Genomic DNA, 26,753 nt, shown 5'->3' on the forward strand with positions numbered 1-26,753 from the left:
CGACGCGGTCCTGTCACCAGCATCCACCCGGCCGGACCGGTTCGCGCGTTCCGGCTCGTCCTGCGGGGATCGCACCGGCGAAATAGAATCGGCCCAGTCACTTCCACCCAGTGCGGAGCACCATGAACCGGCATCGTCCTGCTCGTTCGGCGAGCGCCGGCGAACTGCTCAGCACGTTGCAACAGCTCACCTCACGGGCACGCCGTGAGGTGGAGCTGCATCAGGCACGGGTGGAACTGGCCGAGGCACTCCAGCGCAAGATGCTCCCCGCCTCGCTTCCCACCCTTCCTGGGCTGCAGACGGCGGCCCGGTACGCGCCGGCCCGCAGCGGGCTGGACATCGGCGGGGACTGGTACGACGGCTTCCTGTTGCCGGACGGCTCACTGGCGTTCGCCATGGGCGACGTCCAGGGCCACGACGTCGAGGCAGCCGCACTCATGGGGCAGATCCGCATCGCCATGCGCGCGATAGCGGCCACCGCCGCGGACCCCGGAGAGGTGGTGGGCCGGACCAACGATCTGCTGCTGTCGGTGGACTCCGACCTCTTCGCGACCTGCACGTTCGCCCGTCTCGACCCGGTCACCTGGGAGCTCCAGACCGCCCGGGCCGGGCATGTGTCGGCCGTGTGGGCCACCGCCGACGGGCGGTCCGGCGTCACCTCCGACGAGGGCGGCCTTCCCCTGGGGATCAAGTCGGGCCAGCGTTATCCGGTCACCCGCCGACGGCTGTCCGGCGCCGGCGCGTTCGTCCTGGTCACGGACGGGGTCGTCGAAGGGCCTTCGTTCCCGATCGAAGAAGGCCTGGCCGCAGTCGAGCGGCTGGTGGCCTCCGGGGTCCGCGCAGACGCCGGTGAACTGGCCGACGCGGTGCTGCAGGCGGCGGAACAGACCGGGCACGAGGACGACGCCGCCGTTCTCGTCCTGCGCCACGCAACCACGCTCGCCCCTGGGTGATCCACAGATCCGGGCAGAGCGTGTCAAACAGCCGACACCTGCCCGGGTGGGTGTCTGATGAAATGCGTGACCCGCAGCAAAAGAACGAAAAGTGCGATATCGGCCGTACTGCACCCTCTGGCCGTCGCTGCCGCCTACTACCTGGCCGGCGGCCTCGGCCTGATCCGCAGCGTGGACATCAATGGCGCGGCCCTCACACCGATCTGGCCGCCGACGGGCGTCGCGCTCGGCGCGCTGCTCTACCTCGGCCTGCGCGTCTGGCCCGGTATCGCGCTGGGATCCGTGCTCGTCGCCGCCACGCTCCGGAGCGAGGGGTCCCCGGCGTTCACCGTCGCCATCGTGGCGGGCAACACCCTTGCCCCCGTCTGCTCCTTCCTGATGCTCCGCAGGGCGGGATTCCGCATGGAGCTGGACCGACTCCGCGACGGAATCCTGCTGGTCTTCCTCGGCGCACTGACGGGCATGATCATCAGTGCGTCCGTGGGCACCGCCACGCTGGTGCTGCAGGGCGGTGTCCCCGGAGACGATCTCTGGCCGGTTCTGGCGGGGTGGTGGTCGGGGAACGCGATGGGGGTCCTGGTCGTCACCCCTCTACTGCTCGCACTCCGCAGCATCCGGATGCCCCGGTTCACCGACCGGTGGGTCGAGGCGAGCACGCTGCTGGTCGTCGCCGTGGCGGTCTCGCTGATGGCCACCAGGTCCACACTCTCGATGCTCTACATGGTCTTTCCGCTGCTCATCTGGGCAGCCCTGCGCTTCCAACTGGCGGGGAGCGCCCCCTGCGCCTTTCTGGTGTCGTCCCTGGCGGTTCTCGCGGGGGCGCAGGGAGTGGGGCCGTTCGCCGGCCACACCACCCTCCAGGTGATGGTCAACCTCACCGTCCTCAATGGTTGCGTGACCCTCACCGCGCTGCTGCTCGCGGCCGTCGTCACCGAACAGAGCAACATCCGCCGGACGATCGAGCGGGCCTGCGACGAGCTGGCCGACGTGGTGGACCAGCTGACACAGAACGCCCGGACATCACGGCCCGACGACGAACCCGACGGCCTCCTGCCCCAGCGGCCGCGACACCACTGACCAGGACGACCCCACCAAGCACTCGGAGCCTGTCCGGCGGATCTTGCCGGACAGGCCCCTGGTCCCGGGAGGGATCAGCGCTTGAGCGTGAAGGTGAAGTCGCCGGAGAGATTGCCGCTCAACCGGACTGCCGAAACAAGTTTCCCCTCCGTGATCAGTCTCTCGACCTCGGCCCGTGAAAGTCCGCAACCCTCAGCGATCAGCCGCACCGGCCGGACCGGGATCCGCGCCGCAAAGCGGACCGAGACGTCGATCACCTCGTGGTCCAGGTGATCCGATCCGCCGGTGTCGAGGCGCCAGGCGTTGTCCCAGTCGAGGGCAATGCGATGACGGCGCCGCACGACCGGATCCTGGAGCAGCTCAGCCGCCAGTCCAGGGTCGTTGTCATGCAGCCGGTCCAGCAGCTCAGGTCGTACGGAGCGCACATTCACCCGCTCCAGGACCGTGAACTTTGCCGTTTCCCCGCAAGCGGTACAGAGCGCGAGGAGCCAGGCGTCGATGAGCTTGTGGTGTGCGTTGACGCGAAATTTGCCGCTTGCCCGGAAGCGTTCTGACGCGCACGCGTCGCAACGACGGACAACGAGCGGCAGGCAAGTGGGTGCGACCACCCAGTTCTTGAGCACAGAAGTACACCGGTTCCAGTGAGAAGTCCGCAGCAAAAAAGCAGCGCGGCGCACAGGCGCGACGCGCGACGCATCAGCGCTCGGGAGGTCTCACACGGTGTACAACGGCATGTCCTTGACTGGACGGCTTGGTTCGGCAGCACGGTAACGGTGCACAACGGCGGTGCTCCACTGGTTTTCCGGCGCCTCACCGCCAGGTTCTGTCCGCCCGATCACGGACGAAGCCAGGGCCGGACCACGGTGAGCGGCCCGGCACACCATCATCCGTTCGGCATGCCCAACTCTGCTGCCACATCGGTCAGATGGGCCCCCGACCCAGCCGAGAAGTGACGCTCCGACACTGCCACTTCGACACGTGTTCCAGGCTGCCCCGCAGCGCAGTGACCTCGGGGGAGAGTGACGGTGCCGCCCAACCGGCCGCGCACATTTCCGCACAGCTTCCGATTACCGCACCCTCCACATGCGAACACTCACCCATAGAAGGTGAGTTCCCGTACGGAACGGGACGAGGTCGGAGTGGGCATCGATGTCTGAACTTCACCGGAACTCCTGCCAAATGGCACGTGTGTGGATATCGTGCACCGAGCGAGGGCGCATCCGTCAGTCCATGGGATCGGGGGATGCGCCCTGTTTGTGGCGATGCAACTGTGACTGGGGGGTTCATGGGGCATGTCGAGCTACCTGGATGGGACAGATCGGCACCTGTGGGACTGGCGGGGGCGCCTGGTCCACGGGCCGATTCACGTCGGTCCCGCAGCAAGGAACTGGAAGATCTCTGCAGGGCTCAGGCCGGTCGGCGCGAGCCTGCGGAGCCGGCGCCGGCGCGAAGGAAGTCCGTTCGGTTCGCACGGACGGCCGCCCCGGGGGCCGAGGCACTCGGCCTGGGGATCACGGCGTGGCTCGTCCTGCGGGCCGGTGACCAGCCGCGAGCCGCGTTCGCGGCGGCGGTGGCCGCGCTCGTGTGGTCCGGTGTGCGGGCCGTGCGCGGCCGCTACGCGGACCGGCCCGGGGGCCGTCCACCGGGGTTGCTGAGCAGCATCGGTGACTGGCTTCTGCTGATCGGCGCACTCGCCGTCCTGTGGACCGTGGTCGGCGACGCCACCGATCCCGCGACGGCGGTCGTGGCACTCCTGCCGGGCCTGTTCATGGGCATCGCGGCAGGGGCCGTACGGCGATTGCCCCGGCCCCGGCGGCGGCACCGACAGACCCGACGGGTCCTGGTCGTCGGCGAGGCCGCGGGAGTGGAACGCGCGGTAGGTCTGCTCGGTTCCCGCACGGACCATCCGTACGCGGTCGTGGCCGCCGTACCCGTGGGGACCACGGCGCTGGCCTGCGAGGTGAAGGTGCCGGGCCGGCTCGGACCGACGCCGGCCGACGACGACGCGTCGACGGTGCTGGGCGGCGCCTTCGCCCATGACGCCGACCTGGCCCTGGTGGTCCCGGGGCCGCAGCTCTCCGAGGAACGGCTGCGCCGGCTCTTCTGGGCACTGCACGACGGCGGGCTTCCGCTGTCCGTGCTGTCGGAACTCTCGGGCATAGCGGTCGACCGGGTACGGCCGGCCGCGGCGGCCGGGCTGACCCTGCTGCACATCGCACCACCGCTGCGCCGCGGACCACAGATGGTCCTGAAGGCCGTGGTCGACCGCGTCGGTGCCGCCTGCGGCCTGCTGGTCCTGGCGCCTCTCCTGCTGCTGATCGGGGCGGCGGTGCGGCTCGGCTCCGAAGGGCCGGCACTCCACCGTCAGATCCGCCACGGGCAGCACAACCGGCCGTTCACCATGTGGAAGTTCCGGACGATGGTGGTGGGCGCCGAGCGTCACAAGGAGCAGCTCGTCGCGGCGAACGATCACGACGGTCCGATGTTCAAGATGCGCCGCGACCCCCGGGTGACCGGGATCGGCCGTCTGCTGCGCCGGACGTCTCTCGACGAGTTGCCGCAACTGCTCAATGTGCTGCGCGGTGACATGTCCCTGGTCGGTCCCCGGCCGCCGTTGCCGGAGGAGGTCTCCCGCTACGAGGAGCACGAGCTGCGCAGGCTCGCGGTCAGGCCGGGACTGACCGGTCTCTGGCAGGTCAGCGGACGTTCGGATCTGTCCTGGCAGGAGACCGTCTCCCTCGACCTGTGGTACGTCGACAACTGGTCGGTGGCCACGGATCTGGGACTCATGGCCCGTACGCTGCGCGCCGTCACCGACGGCCGCGGGGCGTACTGAGAGCGGCGGCCGAAGGATGCGCACCGTGCGAATCCACCGGACGTACGTCGGGGCCAAAAGGACGGGCGGCCGTCGCGTTGCGGCAGCCGCCCCGTGCCGGCCGGACCGTCGGATCCGCTCAGACCTCAGCGATCTGCCGCTCCAGCCACCATGCATAGGTACCGGCGATGCCGTCGCGCAGGGGAATCCGCGGGACGAAACCGAGGGAGGCGAGCCGGGACACGTCGAGCAGCTTGCGCGGAGTGCCGTCGGGCTTCGACGCGTCCCACGCGATTTCCCCCTGAAACCCCGTCACCTCACCTACTATCCCGGCGAGTTCACTGATCGCGAGGTCCTGCCCGCAGCCGACGTTCACGGGCTCCTCACCGTCGTAGCGCTCCAGCAGGAGGAGACACGCGGAGGCCAGATCGTCCACATGCAGGAATTCGCGGCGCGGACGGCCGGAGCCCCAGAGCATGACCGTCGCCGAGCCGTCCCGTCGCGCCTCGTGGAAGCGGCGGATCAGCGCGGGCAGGACGTGCGAGGTCTCCAGGTCGAAGTTGTCACCCGGACCGTAGAGGTTGGTGGGCATGGCGCTGATGTACGCGACACCGTACTGCCGGCGGTAGGAGCGGATCTGCACGATCCCGGCGATCTTGGCCAGTGCGTACGCCTCGTTGGTCGGCTCCAACGGACCGGTGAGCAGGGCGCTTTCGGGGATCGGCTGCGGGGCGAGCCTGGGGTAGATGCAGGACGATCCGAGGAAGAGCAGCCGCTCCACCCCGGCGGCATGCGCCCCGGCGACGACGCTGAGCTGGATCCGCAGGTTGTCCTCCAGGAACTGCACCGGATACGTCTGATTGGCCATGATCCCGCCCACTTTGGCGGCGGCCAGCACCACGGCGTCGGGGCGGACCTCGCGGAGGAACGCCTCGGTCCGCGCGGCGTCCCGCAGATCGAGACGGTCACGATCGCGGGTGATCACCTGATACCCGGAGGCGGTGAGGCGGCGGACCACCGCCGAGCCGACAAGGCCGCGGTGGCCCGCGACCCATATGCGGGCGCCGGGTCGTAGGAGGGGGCGGACGGATTCCTGGGACGGGCCGGGGAGATCAGTCGTCATGGATCGGATTGTGCCAGCGGCCGCAGCGCGCGGTGACGTTTTACCGCAGATCACTCACAGTCCCGTATTTCGGCGGGAACGTACAGCACATGAGGCGAACACAGAGGGGGGAGACGTGGCCAAGACCGCACTCATCACCGGCGTGACCGGGCAGGACGGTTCGTACCTGTCCGAGCTGCTGCTCGACAAGGGGTACACGGTGCACGGCCTGATGCGCCGGTCGTCGAGCTTCAACACCGAGCGGATCGACCACATCTATCAGGGACCGGAACAGGAGGACCGCTCGTTCGTGCTGCATCACGCCGACCTCGCCGACGGGGTGGCGTTGGTGAATCTGCTGCGCGACATCCAGCCGGACGAGGTGTACAACCTGGGCGCGCAGTCACATGTCCGTGTCTCGTTCGACGCGCCGCTGTACACGGGCGACGTCACCGGTCTCGGCACCGTCCGACTGCTGGAGGCGGTCCGGGCCAGCGGGGTCGACACCCGGATCTATCAGGCCTCCTCGTCGGAGATGTTCGGGGCCTCCCCGCCGCCGCAGAACGAGCGGACGCCGTTCCATCCACGGAGCCCGTACAGCGTCGCCAAGGTCTACTCGTACTGGGCCACCGTCAACTACCGCGAGGCCTATGGGATGTTCGCGGTCAATGGGATCCTCTTCAACCACGAGTCCCCGCGCCGCGGCGAGACGTTCGTGACCCGGAAGATCACGCGGGGCGTGGCCCGGATCAAGGCGGGCCTGCAGACCCACCTCCACCTGGGCAACCTCGATGCCGTACGGGACTGGGGCTATGCCCCCGAGTACGTGGACGCGATGTGGCGGATGCTTCAGTGCGACAGCCCGGACGACTATGTCGTCGCCACCGGCGAGGGGATCAGTGTCCGGCAGTTCCTGGAGTACGCGTTCGAGCACGCCGGCCTGAACTGGCGGGAGCATGTGCGCTACGACGCCGCGTACGAACGCCCCAGCGAAGTCGACGCGCTGATCGGTGATGCCGCCAAGGCCGAGGAACTGCTCGGCTGGAAACCAGCGGTGCGAGCGCAGGAACTCGCCCGGATCATGGTCGACGCGGACATCCGCCAGCTGGCCGACCAACTCGCCGGGGCGGCCGTGCGGGTGGACCGATGAGAGGTCCCGCCACTCCCGCCCGCAGCACCGCCCCGCCGTCCACCCGGGTACGGGCCGGTGCGGCACTCCCCCACGACGCCCGGCCGTCGCACCCCACGACGGAGCCGGGGACCGCCCCGGACGCGACCTCGGAATCCACCGGCCGCCCGGTGGCCCCGGGCACGTCCACGTCGGTCCGGACCCCGGGTCCGGATCTCCCACTCGCCCCGGCCTGCGACGGGACGGAACGTCTCCGTCGCCAGTCGGACGAGGCATCAGTCGCGGCCGCCCGGCCGCAACTCGCTCTCACCTTCGGAGCTGCATGATGAAGAGAAGTACGGCGCGCAGGCACCGCGGACGCGGCAGGGCCCGTGCCGCGTCCGCGGTGCTCTGCCTGCTCGTCGGAGCCCTGTCCACCACCGCGTCCCAGGGCTCCCCCGCCGCGGCCCTCACCGCGCCGGTCTCCCTGACCGCCGACGACCTCACCACCTGGCAGACCAACGGCATCGTCTGGTCGATGGCCGCGTCGGACTCCGGTGTCGTGTACGCCGGAGGGACCTTCTCCACCGTCCGGCCTCCGGACGCGGCCGCCGGGACGTCGGAACAGCCCGCGGTCAACTTCGCCGCGTTCGACGCGGCAACCGGGGAACCGACCGACTGCAGCCTGTCGTTCACCCTCTCGTCGGGGACGGCGACCGTACGGGCACTGGCGCTCTCCCCCGACCAGAAGACTCTCTACGCCGGCGGACAGTTCGGGGCGGTGAACGGGGTCGGGGTGAGCAATATCGTCGCGATCGACACCGCCAGCTGCACCCCGCGCCAGGACTTCAAGTTCTCCGTCTCCGCAACGGTGCGGGCGCTGGCCGTCACGGCGGACACCGTCTACCTGGGCGGCGACTTCAACACCGTGGCGGGGCAGACCCGGAACAAGTTCGCCGCGGTCACCACCGGCGCCGCGCTGAAGCCGTGGAAGGCCAACACCGACGAGGTCGGCCGGGCCCTGGAACTGACACCCGACCAGAAACACGTCCTGATCGGCGGTGACTTCTTCACCGTCAACGGCACCACCTCGCACGCCCTGGCCGTCGTGGACGCCACCACCGGGGACGTGGACAAGAGCTACCCGGCAGGCTTCATTCCGAACACCTCCACGGTGCAGGACCTGACCACGGACGCCACCGGCTTCTACACCGCCAACGAAGGCACCGGAGGCGGTGTCTTCGACGGCCGGATCGCCCTGAACCTCAGCACCTTCGAGCAGCGCTGGCGGGACACCTGCCTGGGCGCCACCCAGGCCGTCCTCGTGCACGACGGTGTGCTGTACAGCGGGAGCCACGCGCACGACTGCGCCAGCATGGGCGAGTTCCCGGACCAGCCACGCAAGCACCTGCTGGCCCAGTCCGTCGACGACCCGACGCTGCTCCCCTGGTTCCCGGACACCAACGACGGCATCGGGGAACCGGTCGGGCCTCGGGTGATGGCGCAGACGGACAAGGACGGCCACCACTACCTGTGGGTGGGCGGCGAGTTCACCACCGTCAACAGCTCCGCACAGCAGGGCCTGACCCGGTTCGCGGACGGCCCCGACACAGGGAAGCCCTGGGTGCCCAACGTCAGCCTGTCCACCGTTCGGGCGGGCAGGGTGGTGGTCGACTGGCAGACCAGCTTCGATGCCGACGACGGTGAACTCACGTACCGGATCTACAAGGACGGCGCGAGCACGCCGGTGTACACCACGACGGGATACTCGCTGTTCTGGGACCGGCCGCAGCTGAGGTGGACCGACACGGACGTGGCGGCGGGCGAGACCCACTCGTACCGGATCACGGCGAGCGACGGGACCAACACCAGCGCCAAGTCGCCCGCGCTGTCCGCCACCGTGGCGTCGACGGACGAGAAGTACCCCGCCAGGGTGCTGGCGGACGGTGCGTCGCTGTACTGGCGGTACGACGAAGGCACCTCGACCTTCGCCGGCGACACCGGCAGCGGACTGGACAACGGATTCCTGCGCAACTCCCCCTCCTACCGGCAGACTCCGGCCGCTGTCGCGGGCGACTCGACCGCGATCGGCTTCAACGGATCGAACCAGTACGCGTACAGCAACAGGCGCCATGCGTCACCGACCAGGTTCTCGGTGGAGACCTGGATCAGAACCACGACCACCAAGGGCGGCAGGATCATCGGATTCGGCAATGTGACCATGCAGAACAGCACCCAGTTCGACAAGCATGTGTACATGCGCGACGACGGCCGGCTGGTCTTCGGGGTCTACAGCGGCAGTGCCAGAACCATCGCGACGACCGCGGCCTACAACGACGGCGCCTGGCACCACGTTGTGGCCACGCAGGGCACCGGTGGCTTGGCGCTGTACGTGGACGGGAAGCTCGTCGCCTCGAACGCCGCGTACACCAGCAACCAGAACTACAACGGCTACTGGCGGGTCGCCGGGGACAACCTGAGCAACTGGCCCGGCAAACCGACGAGCAACTTCTTCGCCGGGCAGATCGACGAGACCGCCGTCTACCCGACTGCGCTCAGCAGCGCGCAGGTCAGTGCCCACTACGCGCTGAGGACAGGTGAATGAGTCATCCGTTTCGGGCCGGTGCCGCCGTCGTCGTGCTGGCGGCGGCGCTGGCCGCCTGCGGCTCGTCCGCCGAGGAGAACGGAGCAGCCGGCGACGGGAGGCCGACAGCCTCCCGTACCCCGCTCACGACCCCCTCGGCCGGGCCCTCGGTCGCCGCGGCCGACGGCGCCCCGGCCGCCGGGACGAGCGAGCAGCCGAAACTGCCCACCGACGAACTCACCCCGGCCACCGGGTCGTTCACCGAGAAGCAGCGGGAGTATCTGGTCGACCGCGTGCCCAAGGGCATGGACCCGGCCGCCGTGCTCCAGACCGGTCAGGAGACCTGTGACAGGCTGACGTACCTCGTCAAGGTCGACCGGGACACGGCCGTCGGTGCCATCGTCGCGCGGGAGATCAGCGACGCCGAACCCGCCGTCGAACATCTCTGCACCCAGCACGCGGAGTTGGTACGGGAGGCATCGCAGGGTTACGCGGACGGCACGTACCAGGACAAGCAGATCCGTCCGGGCCGCTACCACGACGTGAGTCCCACCCTGAACTGCAGCTGGCAGATCACCGGGGAGAACGGCAGGAACCTGGCGTCGGGCTCCTCCACCTCCGGGAAGCGGGTCGCGATCACCGTTCCGAGGACGGCCCGTGTCTTCACCTCCACAGGCTGCTACGCCTGGCTGCCCGAAGGGGGGCGCGGATGAACAGACTGCCGATAGCGGTGGCGATCCCGACGAAGAACGAGGGCCTGAACATCGCCGAGGCGGTGCAGTCGGTGCTCGGCCACTTCGAGGCGGTCGTCGTCGTCGACTCGAACAGTACGGACGACACGGCAAAAATCGCGCAGGAGTGCGGTGCCGAGGTCATCACCTACACCTGGGACGGTGGCCATCCGCGCAAGAAACAGTGGTGCCTGGACCATGTCCGCACGGACCTGGACTGGATCCTGCTGCTCGACGGCGACGAGCGGCTCAGCCCCGGACTGCTGGCCGAACTGCGGCAGATCTTCACCGGTCCCGGCGCACCGAAACCGGCCGCGTACGACGTACCGCTGAGCTACTGGTTCTGCGGGAAGCGGCTGCGGCACGGATACACGATCCGCAAGCGGTCGCTCACCGACCGGACCCGCTGCCGGTATCCGGAGGTCGGTGATCTCGACGCGCCGGGCATCGGCGAGGTCGAGGGGCACTACCAACCGATCGCCGACTCGGTCGGTACGCTCCGCAATCCGATCGAGCACCGGGATCTCGATCCGGTCACCGCCTGGTTCGAGCGGCACAACCGGTACTCGGACTGGGAGGCCTGGCTGGAGCACCATCCCGAGGTCAGGGAACAGGTGCGGAAGGCGAAGTCGCGTCAGGGGCAGGTGTTCCACAAGGCGCCCTTCAAACCCCTGGTGTCGTTCGCGTACATGTATGTGTACCGGCGCGGGTTCCTGGACGGGCGGGCGGGCTTCGACTTCGCACTGGCGATGAGCTTCTACCGTTGGCAGATCGCGCTCAAGTCCAGGGAGGGGAAGACAGGTTGACCCTTCAGGCCCTCCGGCGGACCACGTCCTCGTAGGCCTTCCGGAGGGTCCGGGTCACGACGTCGATGGTGAAGTGCTCCTGGACCAGGTTCCAAGCAGCCTTTCCGGCACGTTCGTTGGCCTCCGGTTCCAGGAGTTCCAGGATCGACTCGGCCACCTTCAGCGCGTTCCTCCGGTCCTCGCCGACCCTGCTGTCGATCACCCGTCCGGCCCCGGCCCGTGCGACGTCGGGTCCCAGGCCGCAGGTGCGGGTGATGACCACAGGGGTGCCGACGGACATGGCTTCGAGGACGGAGACGCCCAGGGGTTCCTCGATCGACGGCAGTACGTACACATCGGCCTGCCGCCCCGCGGCCAGGACCTCTTCGTGGCCGAGCGGTCCCACATGGTCGAGGGAGTCCCTCACGCCCAGGCGACGGGCCAGTTCAAGGGTTGCGGGCAGCGCCCCGGTATCGGGTCCGGCCAGCACGAACCGGACGTCCGGGTACGCGGCCAGGACCGCCGGCATCGCACCGACGAAGTCCTCGGGCCGTTTGCGCGCCTGGATCCGGGCCAGGAAGAGGACCGTCGGCGGCCGGTCCGCGTCCCGGGCGGGCCGCCGCTCCTGCGGCCGGACACCGTTGACCAGCCGTACGGTGCGGGTCAGTGGCACCGGCGCGGCGACGGCCTGGACATCGAGACGTTCCTTCTCGGTCAGGTGCAGCACGACGTCGGCCTCGCGCAGCACCTTGCGCACTCCCAGCAGGTCGGTCAGCCGGGCGACACGGTTCTCGGTCGGGTCCACCATGCCGTGGGTCTGGACGACCAGGGGGGTGCGGGTGGCCAGCGCGAGCAGCGCGGCGGGCAGCGTCACCAGGTCGCGCATCAGATGGACGTGGACGAGGTCGGCACCGTGCATCATGCGGCGGGCGGAGCGGAGCAGCGCGCCCGAGGTGATGCCGCTGACCTCGAACACGGGGAGCAGATGACGGGCCTGGAAGAGATGGACCGGTACGCCCTCGACCTCGCGCGGCAGGGGGCCTTCGAAGCCGTCGCCCAGTGCCATGATGCGGGCGTCGTCGCCTCCGGCCCGTTGGACCTTGGACAGGTTGAGCGCGACCCGCGTCGGGCCGCCGAACGCATGGTCCGGGGTGTGCAGTGTGACGATGTGCAGGATCCTCACCAGGGCCCCCTCAACCTCTGCCGATCCTGCACAGCCTAGTCATCCAAAGCCCCCCAAGTGGGTTGATTCGTTAGAGTGTTCACAGGTCCACGGAACGGGGAGCAGATGACGTCCGTGCATGAGGCGGCGCCGTCCGCACCCACATCGGAGCACGGACCGCGGGATCCGGTCCGGCCGCCGGTGAGGCCCATGTCGTGGGCGATGCTGTCGCGGGCCATGGCCGTGCCTCTCATCCTGGGACTGGTCTGTTTCCTGCCCGCGGTGATCGCCGCACAGCCGGGGACGGGCGTCCGGGACACGGCCTACTGGCTGCAACTGGTGCTGACCTGCTACGCGGGGGCCCGGCTCGCCACGATGATCCTGTCCACGCGGCGGCGTCTGCTGCAGGGCGTGTTCTGGATGTTCGTGTACATCGCGATGGGGGTGGCCCCGTTCGCCCAGGCGGTCATCGGGCAGACACCGACTCCGATGGTGGGGCCGCGGTCGGATCTGGTGACGGCCATCGCGCTGGTCCTGGTGGGGTGTGCGGCCTTCGATCTCGGGGCGCTGCTGGCGTCCCGTCGTCCGCTGCGCCGTCGCGGCACCAGGCGTCCGGGGCGCGGCCCGGCCGTCGCGCACCGGGGCCGGCTCGGGCTGCTGGTGGTGCTGGCCTTCGTGGCGAGCGGCTACTACATCCTGAAGCTCGGCGGACCCGGCGTCTTCTTCACCAGCCGTCAGGAGCTCAGCGCGTCCGTCGCGGTCAGCGGGGTGGCCTCGGAGCAGTCCCAGGTGGGGTCGGCCTTCCTGAAGGGGTTCGGCACGGTTCCCGCGTTGCTGGCGCTGCTCTTCTTCACCCGCCGGCTGGTGACCTCCCGCAGGGCGCGGCGTTCACCGTCGACGGTTCTGGTGTGGTGCGGGCTGCTGATCCTCAATGTCATCGTGAACAACCCGATGTCCAACGCGCGTTACTGGTTCCTGACCGTTCTGGTCTCGCTCCTGTTCACCGCTTTTCCGAGCAGTGCGGCGGTGTACCGGTCGGTGCTGGCCCTGGGAGTGGTCGGGGCGCTCGTGCTGTTCCCGTACGCGGACCGTTTCCGTTACGACAGTGCCGGATACCGGCCGGTGGAGTCGTCATCGGTATTCGAGCCGCTGGCCACCAAGGACTACGACCAGACGGTGATGTTCGCCAACACAGTGACGTGGGTGGACGCCCACGGCCACACCTTCGGGCGTCAACTGGCGGGCTCCGCCTTCTTCTTCGTTCCGCGTTCGGTGTGGAGTGGAAAGCCGGAGGACACCGGGGTGCGTGTCGGGCAGTGGATGGGGATGAACATGACCAACCTGTCGGCGCCTCTGTGGACCGAGCTCTGGGTCGACTTCGGCGCGCTGGGCGTGGTCGGCGGTCTCCCCCTCATCGGGTATGCCGCGGCACGGACCGACCGGCGTTACGCGCGTGCGGTGTCCCGGGACGGTCCGGGTCCCGGGAGCGTTCTGGCCGTCGCCGCACCGCTGATCGCCGGGTACTCCTTCATTCTGCTGCGTGGTCCCCTGCTGCAGTCGGTCGGGAAGGCCGCGATCGCGGCGCTCTGCCTGCTGCTGATCACCGGTTTCAGGGAGCGGAGCGGACCGCGTCCGCGCTGACGGCGATCCGTCCGGTCGCGGTTCCGCGACGCAGCCGGACCACCCGGGTCCAGGTGGCCGCCGCCTTGCAGACGGATCCCAGGCACAGACCCCAGGCCGCACCCGGCACCCCGCCGAGCAGGTATCCACCGGCGAGGAAGCCGACGGCGGCGAGGGAGAAGACCACCTGGATGGAGAGGGTGGTGCGCGGGTCGAGCATCCGGAGCGCCAGCAGCCCGCAGGTGCCGACGGCCATCGCGGCGTACTGGCTGCCGGTCGCCGGGAGCAGCGCGGCCGCCGTGGGCCAGGTGTCGCCGAGCAGGTGGCGGCCGATTCCGTCGGGCAGCAGGGCGAGCGCGGCGGCCCAGGCCGCGGCCGTGGCGGCCAGGACTGCGGCGAGCGTCGCCGCGGCGCGGACCCTGCGCCGTTCGGAAGCGATCCGGCCGAGCAGCGGCGGGCCGAAACCGGTGGCCGAGGTGAACAGCACGTTCAGCGGCCCGAAGAGGGTGGTCGCGCCGCGCAGGGCGCCGACCACCAGGGGGTTGCCGACCGTGCCCAGTCCCAGGACGGAGAGCTGGCTGGTGGCGTTGCCGACCCCGAACTCCACCACGAAGCGCCGCCCCAGATGTCCACGGCGCAGCAGCGCCTTCAGCCGCAGGGGTGTACCGGCCACTCTGCGGTGCAGCAGGGCGGCCGACAACAGCAGGGCGGGCAGCGCGGACAGTCCCCATACGGCGACGAGCCGCGCGGGCCCGGCACCGGCCGGCTGGGCGGCCAACGCGCCCAGTCCGCAGCCGAGTCGGAGCGCGTCGCTCACCAGGGCCAGGTGCGGGAGGTGAAGGGTGGAGAAGGCGTAGCGCATGGTGTCCTGCCCCAGCACCACCGGCAGGACGGCTCCCAGCATCAGCAGGGCTCGGGCGGTGGCCCCTTCCAGGGGCAGGGCGACGGCGGCGAGCAGGGCGCCGAGCACGGCCGCGGCGAGCAGGGTGAAGGTCACCGCCGACCGGCACGCACCGCGCACCTCGTCGCTCGCGCCGCGCCGCAGCACCAGTGGCTGCCCGGTGTAGGCGCCGGAGATCCCGAGCAGCACGGTGAAGACGAGGTAGACCGCCGAGAAGCGGGCAAAGTCGGCCACGGTGGAGAGCCGTGCGGCACTCACCAGCACCAGGATGTTGGTGAGTGCCGCCACGCCCTGGTCCGCGACCGAGCAGACGATCGCGGACGGTGCCCTCATCCGGTCCCCGCGGTGGGGTCGAAGGAACGCAGGCCGAGTGTGTCGGCCGGGTCGCCGGTGTGTGCCGGGCCGCGGCCGCCGTCGTCCCGGCCCGCGGCGGAGCCGTGACCGGCTCTGCCCGCACGGTGCTCGGCGGCCCTCTTGCGGGCCCGGCGGTCGTGGCGGCTGCGGCCGGGGTGCAGCAGGGCGCCGAGTACGGAACCTCCGGCCGCCTCGATGATCTCGCGGATCCGCTCCAGGTCGCTGCGGTGCACCTCGCGGGGTTCGCAGACCACCATGACCCCCTCCACCCGGTCGATCAGTGCGACGGCGTCCGCGTAGGAGAGCACGGGCGGGGCCAGCACGATGACGACGGCGCCCGGCCGGTCACCCTCGGCGACGATCCGTCCGACCGGCGCGGAGGTGAGGGCCCGCGGCACGTTGTCCGTGCGTCGGCCCGCTATCAGGGTGAAGGCGCCCGACCCGGGTACGTCCACGTTCATCCGGCTGTCCGCGGGCCAGGTCCGCCGCCCCTGCGAGGCCCGTCCCGGCCCGGTTCCCTGCACGGCCGGACCGAGGTCCCTGGCCAGCGAGGGGGTACGCAGATCCGCCTCGACCAGGAGGACGTCCCGCCCCATCTCGGCGAAGGCCGCGGCCAGGTTGGCCGCGGCGGCGGCCGCCGCCGCGTCGTCCCCGCGCGGGGCTGTGACCAGGAGTCTGCGACGCCGGGCGAACGACGGGTCGTAGGCGAGCCGGAAGGCGACCGCCCGGTACTCCTCGGCGAGCCGGCTGCCGCCGCGTCCGATGGCGAGCAGGGAGCCCGCGGACGCGCGCTCCCTGGGCAGGGTGCCGAGCAGCGGGGCGCCGAGCGCGTGGACCAGCTCCCGGGTGGACCGTACGGCCGGGTCGAACACCAGACGCACCCACGACAGGAGCAGTCCGAGTGCGAGCCCGACGACGCCGCCCAGTCCGAGCAGCAGGGGCAGTCCCGCACCGGTGGGCTTCGTGGGCGCGACGGGCTTCTTCGTCAGATAGCCCGGAGTGGTGTCCAGGGCGCGCAACTCCGCTATCTTCCTGCTGAGTTCGGAGATGGAGACCACGAGGTTGGCGCGTGCGCTGGTGACGTCGTCGCTCGCCCCCTCCTGCTGCGCCAGTTGGTCGCGCTGCGTGGTGAGGGGGTCGAGCTGCGCACGGTATCCGTCGACCATGTTGGCGATGCTGTTCTCGGTGCGCTGCCTGCGGATCTCCAGGTAGGCGTCGGCGAGCGCCTGGGCCCGCGCCTTCGCCACGGCGGGGGTTCGGCCGGTGTAGGCGAAGCGGAGCGCCAGGGTGTTCGGCGGATTGGTGACCTGGAGCCCCGACAGCAGGGTGCCGACCTCGACCCGGTCGCCCTGCCTGGCCAGGGAGCCGGCGGCCAGGCTGCCCACGGTGTCGCTGACGGCGGTCTGCCGCTCGGAACCGATGTTGATGCCCTTGTCGGCGGAGGCGCCCGCGGCGAAGGGGTCCGAGGCGGCCGAGCGTACGACCACCTCGCCCGTCGAGGTGTAGCTCTCCTCACTGCTCAGGGCGAGCCAGCCACCGCCGAGCAGTCCGAGGGCCACGCCGAGGGCGAGCAGGGCGCGGTAGCGCAGGAGCTGGCGGAACTGGTCCCTGAGCAGCGCGGGTTCGTCCTGGTCCTCGAGGGCGCGGATCGGCTGAGTCATCGGCGTGGTCCCCCTTGTGCGTCCGCGAGTGCCTCGGTGAGCAGGGCGTCGAAGCGGGCCAGTGCCGCTTCCCGGCTCAGGTGACGTGCGACGTACTGCGGTCCGTTGGCACCGAGCCGGTCCGCCTCGGCCGGCGCCTCGGCGAGCTTGCGTACGGCCGAGAGCAGCGCGGCAGGATCCTCCGGGGCGACGAGGATCCCCGCGCCGGACCGTTGGATCTCCTGGGCGGCGCCCCCCTCCTCGGCGACCGAGGCGACGACGGGGCGGCCGGCTACGAAGTACGAGGTGAGTTTGGAGGGGACGCTCATGTCGAGCACGGATGCCCGCTGGGTCACCGTGAGCACGTCGGCGGCGGCGAGGACGTCCGTGAAGTCGTCCGGGTCGGCCGGTGGCAGGAAGTCGATGTTGCGCAGTCCTGTCGCCCGTGCCAGCAGTGCGTCGCGCTGGTTCCCGTCCCCCATCAGCACGACCTGGATGTCCGGGGCCAGCCGGGCCGCGTCGACCAGGATCTCCAGGCCCTGTTTGAGCCCCATGTTCCCGGAGTGCAGCACCACGGGAGTCCCCTCGCTCCAGCCGAGTCTCGCCCGGGTCCGTGCGCGGTCGCCCGAAGGGGGTGGCACGTGCGACCAGTTGGGGACGGTGCGGATTCGGTCCGGGTCCACCCCGTAGGCGGTGACGCGCGGGACGAAGCTCTGGTGGATGACTCCGACGAGGGCGGCGCCGCGCAGGGCGTAGCGTTCGGCCGCCGAGGCGGCGGCTGCCGCCCGGCCGCCGCCGGGCATCCCGCTCTGCGCGGCCGCGGCACCCATCAGGTCCTGCACGACCGGTATGTGCGGGATGCGGTGGCGGCGGGCCAGCCGGGCCGCGATGACCCCTCCGGCGAGGCTCGGCATCTGGGAGACCACCGCGTCCATCGAGCGCGGCAACCGGGTGGACAGCAGGCCGTGTCCCAGCACGGTCGCCTCGAACGCGGCTCTGCGCAGGGCGGTCTGACGGGGTGGTACGTAGTGTCTTCGTCGATGGACGGTCACCCCGGAGCGCTGTTCGGTGACCCGCCACACCCCCCGGTACTCCGTCTCGGTGCGCCAGGAGGGGTAGTGCGGCATGCCGGTCAGCACATGGGTCCGGGCCCCGGATGCGGCCCAGTGCTCGGCGAGCTGCGTGGCATACGGTCCGATGCCGGTCAGCTCCGGCGCGTAGTTGGTCGAGACGATCAGCAGAGTGCGTCCCTCGAACGGCTTGTGACGATCGGCATCGGACATGGATGTTCGCCTTCCCCCCGGAGCCTTCTGCGTTCCCCCCAAGGAACAGCCCCAAATGTGAGCTTATCCGTTCACGAGATGCGCAACCGGCCTTCACAGTAAGGTCATTGCACCATCAACACCGATGCCGATATCCCGCAGCACCGGATGCCATGTCCGGACAACCGCTGCCGGGCACGGACATCACGTTCACCGTGGGGGGAGAGAACGGATGGTGCACAGGGTCGGTTACGCGCCGGGGGTCTACGACCTGTTCCACGTAGGGCATCTCAACATCCTGCGGCACGCCCGCAGTCAGTGCGACTACCTCGTCGCCGGCGTCGTCTCGGACGAGATGGCCGCACGGGCCAAGGGGCACAAGCCGGTGATTCCGCTCCAGGAACGACTGGAGATCGTTCGCAGCATCCGCTACGTGGACGCGGCGTTCGTCGAGACCGTGCCCGACAAGGTCGAGACCTGGCAGCAGGTCAGGTTCGACGTCATCTTCAAGGGGGACGACTGGCGGGACACCGAGAAGGGCAGGCGGCTGGAGCGGGACTTCTCCGGGGTCGGCGTCGAGGTGGTGTACTTCCCGTACACCGTGCACACCTCCAGCACCCAGCTGCGCCGGGTGCTGGACGCGCTCGTCAGTCCGCAGTCCGGAGCGCTCTGAGCTCCCCGAACCACTTGGCGAGGAACGCCATCAGGAACATCGCGTGCACGGCGGCGAGGACCAGGTAGCCGATCCGGAACGCGGCCGGGTCACCGAGCAGGAGGAAGACCAGGCAGAACACCCCGTAGTCGGCGGGCAGCAGCGCCACGGCCCGGATCCGGGAGACGTGGGCGGACGCGCTGCCGTCCGCCGTCGCGGGAGCGGCCTTGCTGCCCAGCTGCTCGCGCAGCAGACCGGCACAGAAGGTCAGCACGGCGGTGAACAGGAATCCCAGTGGAAGGAGCAGCCAGCCCTCGGCCGGCAGCGCGAAGAAGCGCCGGAACGAGATCAGTACGGCGGTGTGCACGAGGATCATCTTGGCGCAGTCCACGACATGGTCCAGCCACTCGCCGTCCGGCCCTCCGGTGCCGGTCAGCCTGGCCAGTTGCCCGTCGGCCGAGTCGAGGGCGAAGCCGAGGACGAGACCCGCGTACACCGCGACCGCGAGCCCCCACGACGGCCGGACGAGAGCCACGGCAGCGAGGGCGGAGAAGGTGAACGCCGCGCTGGTGAGCGTGACCTGATTGGGAGTCAGTCCGATGCGGTATGCACCGGCCGCGAGCAGGCGGCCGGCCGGACGGTTCACGTACCGCGAATAGAGCGACACCCCCTTGGCGGTCTTCTGCGCACCGCGCAACTCGCGCAGAACCGTACCTGAGCTTCCCATGCGCCCCCCAGCGTGTCGCGGTTGCCGGCGGGCCCGCGGTGCGGCGCGGGCCCTGCCACCGAAGCCGCATCATGGCACGCGGGCCGTGCCGGGCGGGGCCACTCGCACGCCCCGGTCGGCGATCCGTTCCCGACGGGCCCGTCTCAGGCGGTCGGTACGCGGCACTCGGGATGCCCCCAGCCGTTCGGGTTCTTGGCGATCAACTCCTGTGCGGCGTAAGACTTTCCGCAGTGGCAGCGGCCCGCGTACCTGGCCCGGATCGTTCCGCCGGACCGTGCCGGACGCGCCGCTCCCGCCGTCTTCTTCACGGGACCGCCCCTGCTCCCCCGCCCGGTCGCGCGAGCGGGGTCGGGAGTCGGCAGCGGCGAGCCGTGCGCGGAACCGGCCGGCTGCTGGGCCACCGCGGCGTCACCGGCCGCCTGATCGGCAAGGGCGTTGAGCGGGTCGCCGTCCACCTGATGGGCCGGCACGTACACGAACCTCACGGCCCGGCCGGTCAACAGGGCGTCGATCCGGGCCACCAGATCACGGTTGGCCACCGGCTTTCCGGCCGAGGTCTTCCAGCCGTTGCGCTTCCACCCCGGCAGCCACTTCGTCACCGCGTTCATCGCGTACTGCGAATCCATCCGGACCTCGATCGCCAGGGACGGATCCGTCGACTCCAGCAGCTCCCGCAGTGCGGTGAGTTCGGCGACGTTGTTGGTGGCGGTCCCCAGCGGTCCCGCTTCCCAGCGTTCCGGACGCCCCTGGGTGTCGGCCACGACCCACGCCCAGGCGGCAGGCCCCGGATTGCCCTTCGATGCCCCGTCACACGCGGCGATGATGCTCTCGTTCATGCCCTTGATCATGCCAGCGCCGCACCGTGCCCCGGACCGCCCCACCCTCGACACCCCGTGACGCTGAGTGACGATTCGAGGTGCGGTGGACCGTCGACGCTGGTTCTCTGATGGAGCAAGCTCTTCCCAACCGCACAAGGAGCGATGATGAGCGTTGCACGTGAATCCGGTGACCGTGCGCAGCAGATGCGCGAGAAGGCCCGGCACATGACCGAAGCCGCTGAGCGCACCACCGACCCTGAGCAGCGCCAGCGGCTCCAGGAGAAGGCCCGGAAGCTGCAGGAGCAGAGCGATCAGCAGCGCAACCCCGGCGGCGGCAACACGCGCCCGCCGAAGTAGCACTCGGTCACTTCACCTGCGTCACTCAGTACCTGCCTCAGGCATCCGGCCGGCGGTTTGCCGCTCCTCGACGAGTGAGTGGCGAGCCGTCGGCCGCTCCGCGTCCCGGCGTCCCGGTTCCGCCGCGCCGACGCAGGGCGCCGCAGGGTGACGCATCTGTCGCCCGGGCTGTGCGCCCGGCCGCACGAAGAGCGGATCGGGACCGGGTGGGGTATTCCGGAAACATGGCATACAGGCGCTTCCTGCGGACGTTCCGCGAGTCCCCCGGCCGCAGGAACGCACTCCTCGCGGTGCCTTTCGCACTGATCGCCGCCGTGCTGGTGGTGGACATGGTCACGCCACCGGATGTCCATCTCGGTCCGTTCCTGGTGGCGGCCCCCGCGGTGGCCGCCTCGTTCACCGGGCCGCGGATGACCGCACTCGTCGGCGCGGTCGCGGTGCTGGCCCAGGTCCTGGTGGCCGTGGAGAGCAGCACCCCCGGCGACCTCAATCACACCTACCAGATCGTCGCGCTCGTCCTCATCTCCGCTTTCGTCACCGTCTTCGCCCATCTGCGCGTACGCAATGAACAGGCGGTCAGCCGACTGCGTTCGGTGGCCGAGGCGGCCCGGCGCGTGGTGCTGCGACCGCTGCCGGTCCGAAGCGGTTCGCTGCGCATCTCGTCGGTCTATCTCGCCGCCGAGGCGGAGGCGCAGATCGGGGGCGACCTCTTCGCGTCCGCCCGCACCTGCCACGGAACCCGCATGATCATCGGTGATGTACGGGGAAAGGGGCTGGCCGCGATCAGCGAGGCAGCCAGCGTGCTGGGGGCCTTCCACGCTCTTTCCCGTCAGGATCTGCGGCTGCCGGAACTGGTCACGCATCTGGAGGGGAGCATCGACCCGGACCAGAACCACATGGGTGAGGACGGCGAGGACAACGACGTGGAAGTGGACCTCGCGGAGTCCTTCGTCACCGCCGCGGTGCTCGACATCCCCGATCCCGGCACCGAACTCTGTCTGGTCAGCTGTGGTCACCCACCGCCGCTCCTGCTGCGCGCGGGTGAGGTGATCGCGCTCGATGTACGCGTGCCGGCTCCGCCCCTCGGTCTGCGGCATCTGCTGGTCACGGAGCACGAGATGGAGACCTTTCCCTTCGGCGTGGGCGACACCCTGCTCCTGTACACGGACGGTGTCATCGAGGCCCGGAACGGGGCAGGGGCCTTCTACCCGCTCCAGGAGCGGGCGGCATCGCGGTGCGGCCAGTCACCGGAGACGCTGCTGAAGTTCCTGTGCGCCGACCTCGTCCGCCACGCCGGCGGCCGTCTCGGCGACGACGCGGCCCTGGTCGCCATCGAGCGGCTTCCGCCCACCGGGTGAAATGCCGGGCCCGCCCGCCGGGAGCGGCGGACGGGCCCGGCGGACGCTCCGCCCGGCTTTCCCGGGGTGGTACGGAGCCGCTGTCCGCGGTGTCCGGGCCCGGCCGGAGCTCTACCGGCTTCCGGTCGGGGCGTGCTCCGGGGCCGACAGGGCCTCCCGGGAGACCAGCGCGGTGGAACCCGGAGCCGTACAGGCATGGGCGCCCGCCACCGCGCCGAGGCGGGCGCACTCCAGGACGTCCCGGCCCGCGAGTCTTCCGTAGAGGAAACCGCAGACGAACGCGTCGCCCGCGCCGTTGGAGTCCACCACGGGTGCGGGCGGGACGGTCGCGGGGATGTGGTGCGGTACCGGGCCGCCGTCCCGGGTGAGGACGTAGGAGCCGTCCGCGCCCGCTGTGGCGACGACGGTCTCCGCGCGGCCCTCGCGGAGGATCTCGTGCATCAGGTCGGTGGTGTGCTCGCCCGCGCCCGCCGCGCTGAGGAAGACGAGGTCGGAACGGAGCGCGAACTCCCGGTGGTGGTCCGCCAGCCCGTCCCAGTCGTGCAGATCCGTGGAGACGGGGACACCGAGTTCCTCGATGTCGTCGTAGAGGAACCGCGCGAAGTTCATGAGGGAGAGGTGGACGTGGCGGGTGCGCCGCAGCCGGGGCAGGTAGAAGTCCCTGGGCATCCGCAGGTCGGCCGGGTCGCGGCTGTCGTAGAAGGACATCCGCCGCCCCGTCGCGTCGACCAGATTGACCGCACGGCGGGTTCCCGCGGAGGAGATGAGCGGGACGAACTCCACGTCCCCCGCGGCCATGCGCTCACGGACCTGCGTGCCGATCCAGTCGTCGCCGATGCAGTCGAGCAGTGCGACGTCGAGGCCGAGCGCCCGCGTTCCGAGGGCCACGTTCCCTCCGGTGTGACCGGGCCACTCCTCGATGGGGCCGACGTGGACCGAGTCGGCCGCCGGGACCGGCAGGGAGTCGACGCGGACGATGGTGTCCACCCCGCTGCCTCCGACCACCAGAACGTCGTACTGTGCATGTCGTTGGGTCAAGATTCCGCCTCTCCGGTTCCCGCCGCGGCTCAGTATGACGGGGGCTCGCGCGGAGATTCCACCCGTCCGTACCCGGAGTGCCAGGGTCCGGATCACCCGTCCGACGGTGCGGGAGCGGGGTCAGGCGACCAGGGGCCGGTCCTGGGGAGCGATGGGCGCCGGAAGTGCCGTCGAACCGTTCAGATAGCGGTCCGTCGCGGCCGCGACGGACCGCCCCTCCGCGATGGCCCACACCACGAGCGACTGGCCGCGCCCCGCGTCACCCGCGATGAACAGCCCGTCGGTCCCGGTGCGGCCCGCACGGCCGGCCGGCTCCCCCGCTTCCGCGGTCGCGGCCGCGAAGGCGGCGTTCCGGGCGAAGTTCCCCCGGTCGTCCAGGATGAGCCCGAGCTGCCGCATCAGTCCGGTGTCCCGCTCGGGGCCGAAGAAACCGAGCGCGAGCAGCACCAGATCCGCCGGGATCACTCGCTCCGTCCCCGGCCTCGGCCTTCTGTCCCGGGGCTCCACCTCTGCCAGCCGCAGCGCGCGCACCCGGCCCGACCGGTCCCCTTCGAAGCTGAGGGTGGCGCTGGAGAAGACTCTCGGATCCGTCCCGTCCTGCTCCCGCGCCTCCTGATGCGCATGGGATATCCGGTAGACCTTCGGGTACACCGGCCATGGCTCGCTGTCCCGTCGGATGTCCCCCGGCTCCGGATTGATGTCCAGCTGCACGACGGAGGCAGCTCCCTGGCGCAGCACGGTGCCCAGACAGTCCGAGCCGGTGTCCCCGCCACCGACGATCACCACGTTCCTGCCCTCGGCGGTGACCACGGGTACGTCGCGGTCACCCTCGGCGACCCGGTTGGCCAGGGTCAGGTACTCCATGGCCTGGTGGATGCCGTGGAGTTCACGGCCGGGGACGGGCAGCTCCCGTCGCCCCGTGGCTCCCACGGCGACGACGACCGCGTCGTGCCGTGACGCGAGCTCACCGGCGTCGAGATCGTGACCGATGTCGACACCGGTGCGGAAGGTCGTGCCCTCCGCCCGCATCTGGTCGATGCGTCGGTCCAGGTGGCACTTCTCCAGCTTGAACGCGGGGATGCCGTAGCGCAGCAGCCCGCCGATGCGGTCGGCGCGCTCGTACACGGCAACGGCGTGACCGGCACGGGTGAGTTGTTGTGCCGCCGCCAGCCCGGCGGGACCCGAGCCGATGACTGCGACGGTCCTGCCGGTGGACCGCGCGGGCGGCTGCGGTGCCGTGTACCCGCGGGCCCAGCTCTGGTCGGCGATCGCCTGTTCGACGTTCTTGATCGTCACCGGATCGGCGTTGATGGTGAGCACGCAGGCGTCCTCGCACGGTGCCGGGCACAGCCGCCCGGTGAACTCCGGGAAGTTGTTCGTCGCATGCAGCCGCTCGGCCGCTGCCCACCAGTCGCCCTTGTGCGCGTACGCGTTCCACTCGGGGATGAGGTTTCCCAGCGGGCAGCCGCTGTGGCAGAACGGTACGCCGCAGTCCATGCACCGCCCCGCCTGCTCGGACACCAGCGGAAGTCTCGCCTGCCCTGCGTAGACCTCGTTCCAGTCGCTCAGCCGTTCCTGCACGGGGCGTGCGGGTACGGGCCGACGGGGAGTCCTGAGGAAGCCGTGGGGGTCGGTCATGCTCCGCCTCCGTCGCTCACTCGCGGTGCACAGGCGTTACGGCCAGACTACGCCCGCACACCATGAGGGCCACGTGCCCCGAGCAGCGGTTTCCGCGCAGACATGGGCTCACGGATGCTCGCGCCGACGGGTCCGGCGCCGGACCGGCCACACCGGTGGTGGATCCCCGGCCGCGGTCGTAGCGTCGACTCAGGAACAACCGCTGGAGGAAGGGCGCCGCGCCGGCGACCGCTTCCGGCGTACGGGACACATCGGGCGCTCGGGGAGCCACCGGGCCCGGACGAGGTATCTGGGGAGCCGCCATGCAGGGGAAAAGGTTCAGGACAGCGGTCATGCTGTGCGCTGCGGCGGCGCTCGCGACAGCGGTGTCACCGGCATCCGCTGCCACGTCCGCGGCGTCCTCGGGACCCGCTCGTGTCGCAGTCGTCGACTGTTTCTCGGAGCCACAGGTACGCCCCGGTGACTTCCTGATCGCCTGCGGGGACGGCAACAACCACCTCATCGGGCTGCAGTGGTCGGACTGGGGAGACACCTCCGCCAAGGGCAGCGGCTTCGACTCGGTGAATGACTGTCAGCCCTACTGCGCCGCAGGCAGGTTCCACTCCTATCCGGTGGTCGTCAGTCTGGACCGCCCGCAGTCCTGGGAGAAGCGCCCCGAGCTGAAACACTTCACCCGGATGCAGCTCACGTACACCGGGGACAGGCCGGCCCATACCGAGCAGCACGAGACCTACGAACTCTGGGACTGACCGTTCCCGCGGCCCTGCAAGGGATGCCCCGCGGTCGCGACGTGCCGCGCCGCCGCTTCGCGGCCGGGTACCCGCTCGTAGGGTGACCCGGTGAACGAACGCGAGACCAGCGGGGGCACGGGCGGCCGACGACCGGGCTACGCGGCCGCAGCGGTGGTGTTCGCCATCGGGATGGCCAGGACCACCCTGCCGACCCCGCTCTACGGGCTCTACCAGGAACAACTCGGGTTCACCGAGCTGATGGTGACGGTGATCTTCGCCGTGTACGCCGTCGCCGTGATCACCGTGCTGCTGGTCGTGGGGAACTACTCCGATGCGGTCGGCCGCAGGCCGGTGCTCCTGTGTGCCATGGTTCTGTCGGCCGCCAGTGCGGGCTGCTTCCTCCTGGAGCGCGGTCTGCCCCTGCTCTTCGCAGGGCGGCTGCTGTCCGGCTGCGCGGCCGGTCTGCTCAGCGGTGCGGCGACGGCGGCCGTCATCGAACTGGCCGGACCGGGACAGAAGGCACGGGCCGGGTTCGCCGCCACCGCGGCGAACATGGGCGGTCTGGGCTGTGGGCCGCTGCTCTCCGGCCTCCTCGCGCAGTACACCCGCTGGCCTCTGGCGCTGCCGTTCTGGGTGCATCTGGGGCTGGTCGCGGTGGCCTGCGGGATCATCCGGTCGCTGCCGGAGACCGTTGCGGAGCCGATCCGATGGCCGCCGCTGGCCCCGCAGGGAGTGACGGTGCCGGCCGAGGTGAAGGGCGTGTTCGCGCCCGCCTCGCTGGCGGCGTTCGCCGGGTTCGCGCTGCTCGGCCTGTTCACCGCGGTCGCACCGAGTTTCGCCGCACGGACGCTCGGGGTGCACAACCTGGCTGTTTCGGGTGCCGTGGTGTTCTCCGTCTTCCTCGCCTCGACCGCCGGGCAGTTGCTGACGCAGCGGATCGGGGCGTGCCGGGCGCTCCCCGTGGGGTGCGGCATCCTCGTGGCCGGCCTGCTGCTGGTGGCATCCTCACTGGTCGCCGAGTCCATGCCGCTGCTCGTCCTGGGGGCCCTGGGCGGCGGCACCGGTCAGGGTCTGGCCTTCCGTGCGGCGCTGACCCAGGTCGGCGACGCGGCCCCGGCGCGGCATCGCGGGGGCACCATTTCCGCCTTCTTCGTCGTCGCCTACGCCGGGATCTCGGTCCCGGTGGTCGGGGTCGGGGCCATGGCCACCTGGCTCGGGCTGCGGCAGGCCGGGCTGATCTTCACCGGCTGCGTGATGCTGTTGGCGGCGGGCGCGGGAACGTACGCCGCGCTCAGGCCGCCGAGCGGAGCGTGACGCTCACGGCGCCGGCCGTTTCGCCG

General features: G+C 70.5%; 23 protein-coding genes. 13 read left to right on the top strand and 10 right to left on the bottom strand.

The window, feature by feature from the left end; all coding sequences use genetic code 11:
* The first annotated feature begins 122 nt into the window (after positions 1–122).
* Positions 123–953, top strand: coding sequence for a PP2C family protein-serine/threonine phosphatase (locus AB0L71_RS12315; protein WP_365241343.1), 831 nt, complete (start codon positions 123–125; stop codon positions 951–953).
* Positions 954–1,019: 66 nt separating this feature from the next.
* The gene (locus AB0L71_RS12320) at positions 1,020–2,030 is read left to right on the top strand and encodes an MASE1 domain-containing protein (RefSeq protein WP_365241345.1); all 1,011 of its coding nucleotides are present in this window, start codon (positions 1,020–1,022) and stop codon (positions 2,028–2,030) included.
* 74 nt (positions 2,031–2,104) lie between these two features.
* Here AB0L71_RS12320 and AB0L71_RS12325 read toward each other — a convergent pair whose 3' ends face one another.
* Complete coding sequence (locus AB0L71_RS12325; protein WP_365241348.1) at positions 2,105–2,653, bottom strand: DUF1062 domain-containing protein; 549 nt, start codon at positions 2,651–2,653, stop codon at positions 2,105–2,107.
* Positions 2,654–3,315: 662 nt separating this feature from the next.
* On the opposite strand from AB0L71_RS12325, the gene AB0L71_RS12330 reads away from it, so the two are divergent.
* On the top strand, positions 3,316–4,866 hold the full coding sequence (locus tag AB0L71_RS12330) for an exopolysaccharide biosynthesis polyprenyl glycosylphosphotransferase (protein ID WP_365241351.1): 1,551 nt from the start codon (positions 3,316–3,318) through the stop codon (positions 4,864–4,866).
* Positions 4,867–4,984: 118 nt separating this feature from the next.
* Here the strand turns inward: AB0L71_RS12330 and AB0L71_RS12335 are convergent, their stop codons facing one another.
* Positions 4,985–5,968: a GDP-L-fucose synthase gene (locus AB0L71_RS12335; protein ID WP_365241354.1), complete on the bottom strand. Its 984-nt coding sequence runs from the start codon at positions 5,966–5,968 to the stop codon at positions 4,985–4,987.
* A 115-nt stretch (positions 5,969–6,083) separates the two neighbouring features.
* On the opposite strand from AB0L71_RS12335, the gene gmd reads away from it, so the two are divergent.
* The 4 genes from gmd to AB0L71_RS12355 all read left to right on the top strand — a co-directional run bounded on the left by gmd (position 6,084) and on the right by AB0L71_RS12355 (position 11,176).
* Entirely contained in the window at positions 6,084–7,097 is a 1,014-nt protein-coding gene (gene gmd / locus AB0L71_RS12340) for a GDP-mannose 4,6-dehydratase (RefSeq protein ID WP_365241357.1), read from the top strand.
* Between the two features lie 304 nt (positions 7,098–7,401).
* Positions 7,402–9,660: a LamG domain-containing protein gene (locus AB0L71_RS12345; RefSeq protein ID WP_365241359.1), complete on the top strand. Its 2,259-nt coding sequence runs from the start codon at positions 7,402–7,404 to the stop codon at positions 9,658–9,660.
* Positions 9,657–10,352, top strand: coding sequence for a hypothetical protein (locus AB0L71_RS12350; protein ID WP_365241362.1), 696 nt, complete (start codon positions 9,657–9,659; stop codon positions 10,350–10,352). Before AB0L71_RS12345 ends, AB0L71_RS12350 begins: the two co-directional genes overlap by 4 nt.
* Positions 10,349–11,176 (top strand): glycosyltransferase family 2 protein, encoded by an 828-nt coding sequence (locus tag AB0L71_RS12355; protein WP_365241365.1) that lies wholly within the window; start codon positions 10,349–10,351, stop codon positions 11,174–11,176. Before AB0L71_RS12350 ends, AB0L71_RS12355 begins: the two co-directional genes overlap by 4 nt.
* Before the next feature lie 4 nt (positions 11,177–11,180).
* Here AB0L71_RS12355 and AB0L71_RS12360 read toward each other — a convergent pair whose 3' ends face one another.
* Positions 11,181–12,338, bottom strand: a complete 1,158-nt coding sequence (locus AB0L71_RS12360; RefSeq protein WP_365241368.1) for a glycosyltransferase — start codon at positions 12,336–12,338, stop codon at positions 11,181–11,183.
* Between the two features lie 105 nt (positions 12,339–12,443).
* Here AB0L71_RS12360 and AB0L71_RS12365 point away from each other — a divergent pair, with 105 nt between their 5' ends.
* A complete protein-coding gene (locus AB0L71_RS12365; protein ID WP_365241371.1) occupies positions 12,444–13,958 on the top strand; it encodes a hypothetical protein in 1,515 nt (504 codons plus the stop codon).
* On the opposite strand, the gene AB0L71_RS12370 is transcribed toward AB0L71_RS12365, so the two are convergent.
* From AB0L71_RS12370 to AB0L71_RS12380, 3 genes are read right to left on the bottom strand one after another with little or no spacing between them, the layout of a single operon-like run.
* Positions 13,927–15,171 carry a hypothetical protein gene (locus AB0L71_RS12370; protein ID WP_365241372.1) on the bottom strand — a complete coding sequence of 415 codons (1,245 nt, stop codon included), beginning with the start codon at positions 15,169–15,171 and terminating at the stop codon, positions 13,927–13,929. The genes AB0L71_RS12365 and AB0L71_RS12370 overlap by 32 nt on opposite strands.
* Complete coding sequence (locus AB0L71_RS12375) at positions 15,168–16,853, bottom strand: lipopolysaccharide biosynthesis protein (protein ID WP_365241375.1); 1,686 nt, start codon at positions 16,851–16,853, stop codon at positions 15,168–15,170. The genes AB0L71_RS12370 and AB0L71_RS12375 overlap by 4 nt, the downstream gene beginning before the upstream one ends.
* Entirely contained in the window at positions 16,850–18,115 is a 1,266-nt protein-coding gene (locus AB0L71_RS12380) for a glycosyltransferase (RefSeq protein ID WP_365241378.1), read from the bottom strand. Before AB0L71_RS12380 ends, AB0L71_RS12375 begins: the two co-directional genes overlap by 4 nt.
* Positions 18,116–18,326: 211 nt before the next feature.
* On the opposite strand from AB0L71_RS12380, the gene AB0L71_RS12385 reads away from it, so the two are divergent.
* Positions 18,327–18,767 carry an adenylyltransferase/cytidyltransferase family protein gene (locus AB0L71_RS12385; protein WP_365241381.1) on the top strand — a complete coding sequence of 147 codons (441 nt, stop codon included), beginning with the start codon at positions 18,327–18,329 and terminating at the stop codon, positions 18,765–18,767.
* Here the strand turns inward: AB0L71_RS12385 and AB0L71_RS12390 are convergent.
* A complete protein-coding gene (locus AB0L71_RS12390; protein WP_365241383.1) occupies positions 18,742–19,473 on the bottom strand; it encodes a CDP-alcohol phosphatidyltransferase family protein in 732 nt (243 codons plus the stop codon). The genes AB0L71_RS12385 and AB0L71_RS12390 overlap by 26 nt on opposite strands.
* Before the next feature lie 143 nt (positions 19,474–19,616).
* Positions 19,617–20,309, bottom strand: coding sequence for a ribonuclease H (locus AB0L71_RS12395; RefSeq protein ID WP_365241385.1), 693 nt, complete (start codon positions 20,307–20,309; stop codon positions 19,617–19,619).
* Positions 20,310–20,456: 147 nt separating this feature from the next.
* On the opposite strand from AB0L71_RS12395, the gene AB0L71_RS12400 reads away from it, so the two are divergent.
* Both AB0L71_RS12400 and AB0L71_RS12405 read left to right on the top strand, forming a co-directional pair.
* Entirely contained in the window at positions 20,457–20,648 is a 192-nt protein-coding gene (locus AB0L71_RS12400) for a DUF6381 family protein (RefSeq protein WP_365241387.1), read from the top strand.
* Positions 20,649–20,872: 224 nt separating this feature from the next.
* The gene (locus AB0L71_RS12405; RefSeq protein WP_365241390.1) at positions 20,873–22,006 is read left to right on the top strand and encodes a PP2C family protein-serine/threonine phosphatase; all 1,134 of its coding nucleotides are present in this window, start codon (positions 20,873–20,875) and stop codon (positions 22,004–22,006) included.
* A 111-nt stretch (positions 22,007–22,117) separates the two neighbouring features.
* Here the strand turns inward: AB0L71_RS12405 and AB0L71_RS12410 are convergent, their stop codons facing one another.
* On the bottom strand, positions 22,118–23,044 hold the full coding sequence (locus AB0L71_RS12410) for a PfkB family carbohydrate kinase (protein ID WP_365241393.1): 927 nt from the start codon (positions 23,042–23,044) through the stop codon (positions 22,118–22,120).
* 120 nt (positions 23,045–23,164) lie between these two features.
* The gene (locus AB0L71_RS12415; protein ID WP_365241395.1) at positions 23,165–24,682 is read right to left on the bottom strand and encodes a glutamate synthase subunit beta; all 1,518 of its coding nucleotides are present in this window, start codon (positions 24,680–24,682) and stop codon (positions 23,165–23,167) included.
* A 332-nt stretch (positions 24,683–25,014) separates the two neighbouring features.
* On the opposite strand from AB0L71_RS12415, the gene AB0L71_RS12420 reads away from it, so the two are divergent.
* Together AB0L71_RS12420 and AB0L71_RS12425 are read left to right on the top strand one after the other, a co-directional pair.
* The gene (locus AB0L71_RS12420; RefSeq protein ID WP_365241397.1) at positions 25,015–25,431 is read left to right on the top strand and encodes a hypothetical protein; all 417 of its coding nucleotides are present in this window, start codon (positions 25,015–25,017) and stop codon (positions 25,429–25,431) included.
* 90 nt (positions 25,432–25,521) lie between these two features.
* Positions 25,522–26,727, top strand: a complete 1,206-nt coding sequence (locus AB0L71_RS12425) for an MFS transporter (protein ID WP_365241400.1) — start codon at positions 25,522–25,524, stop codon at positions 26,725–26,727.
* The last annotated feature ends 26 nt before the right edge of the window (positions 26,728–26,753 follow it).

The sequence above is a fragment of the Streptomyces sp. NPDC052052 genome (genome assembly GCF_040680455.1).
Classification (GTDB): domain Bacteria; phylum Actinomycetota; class Actinomycetes; order Streptomycetales; family Streptomycetaceae; genus Streptomyces.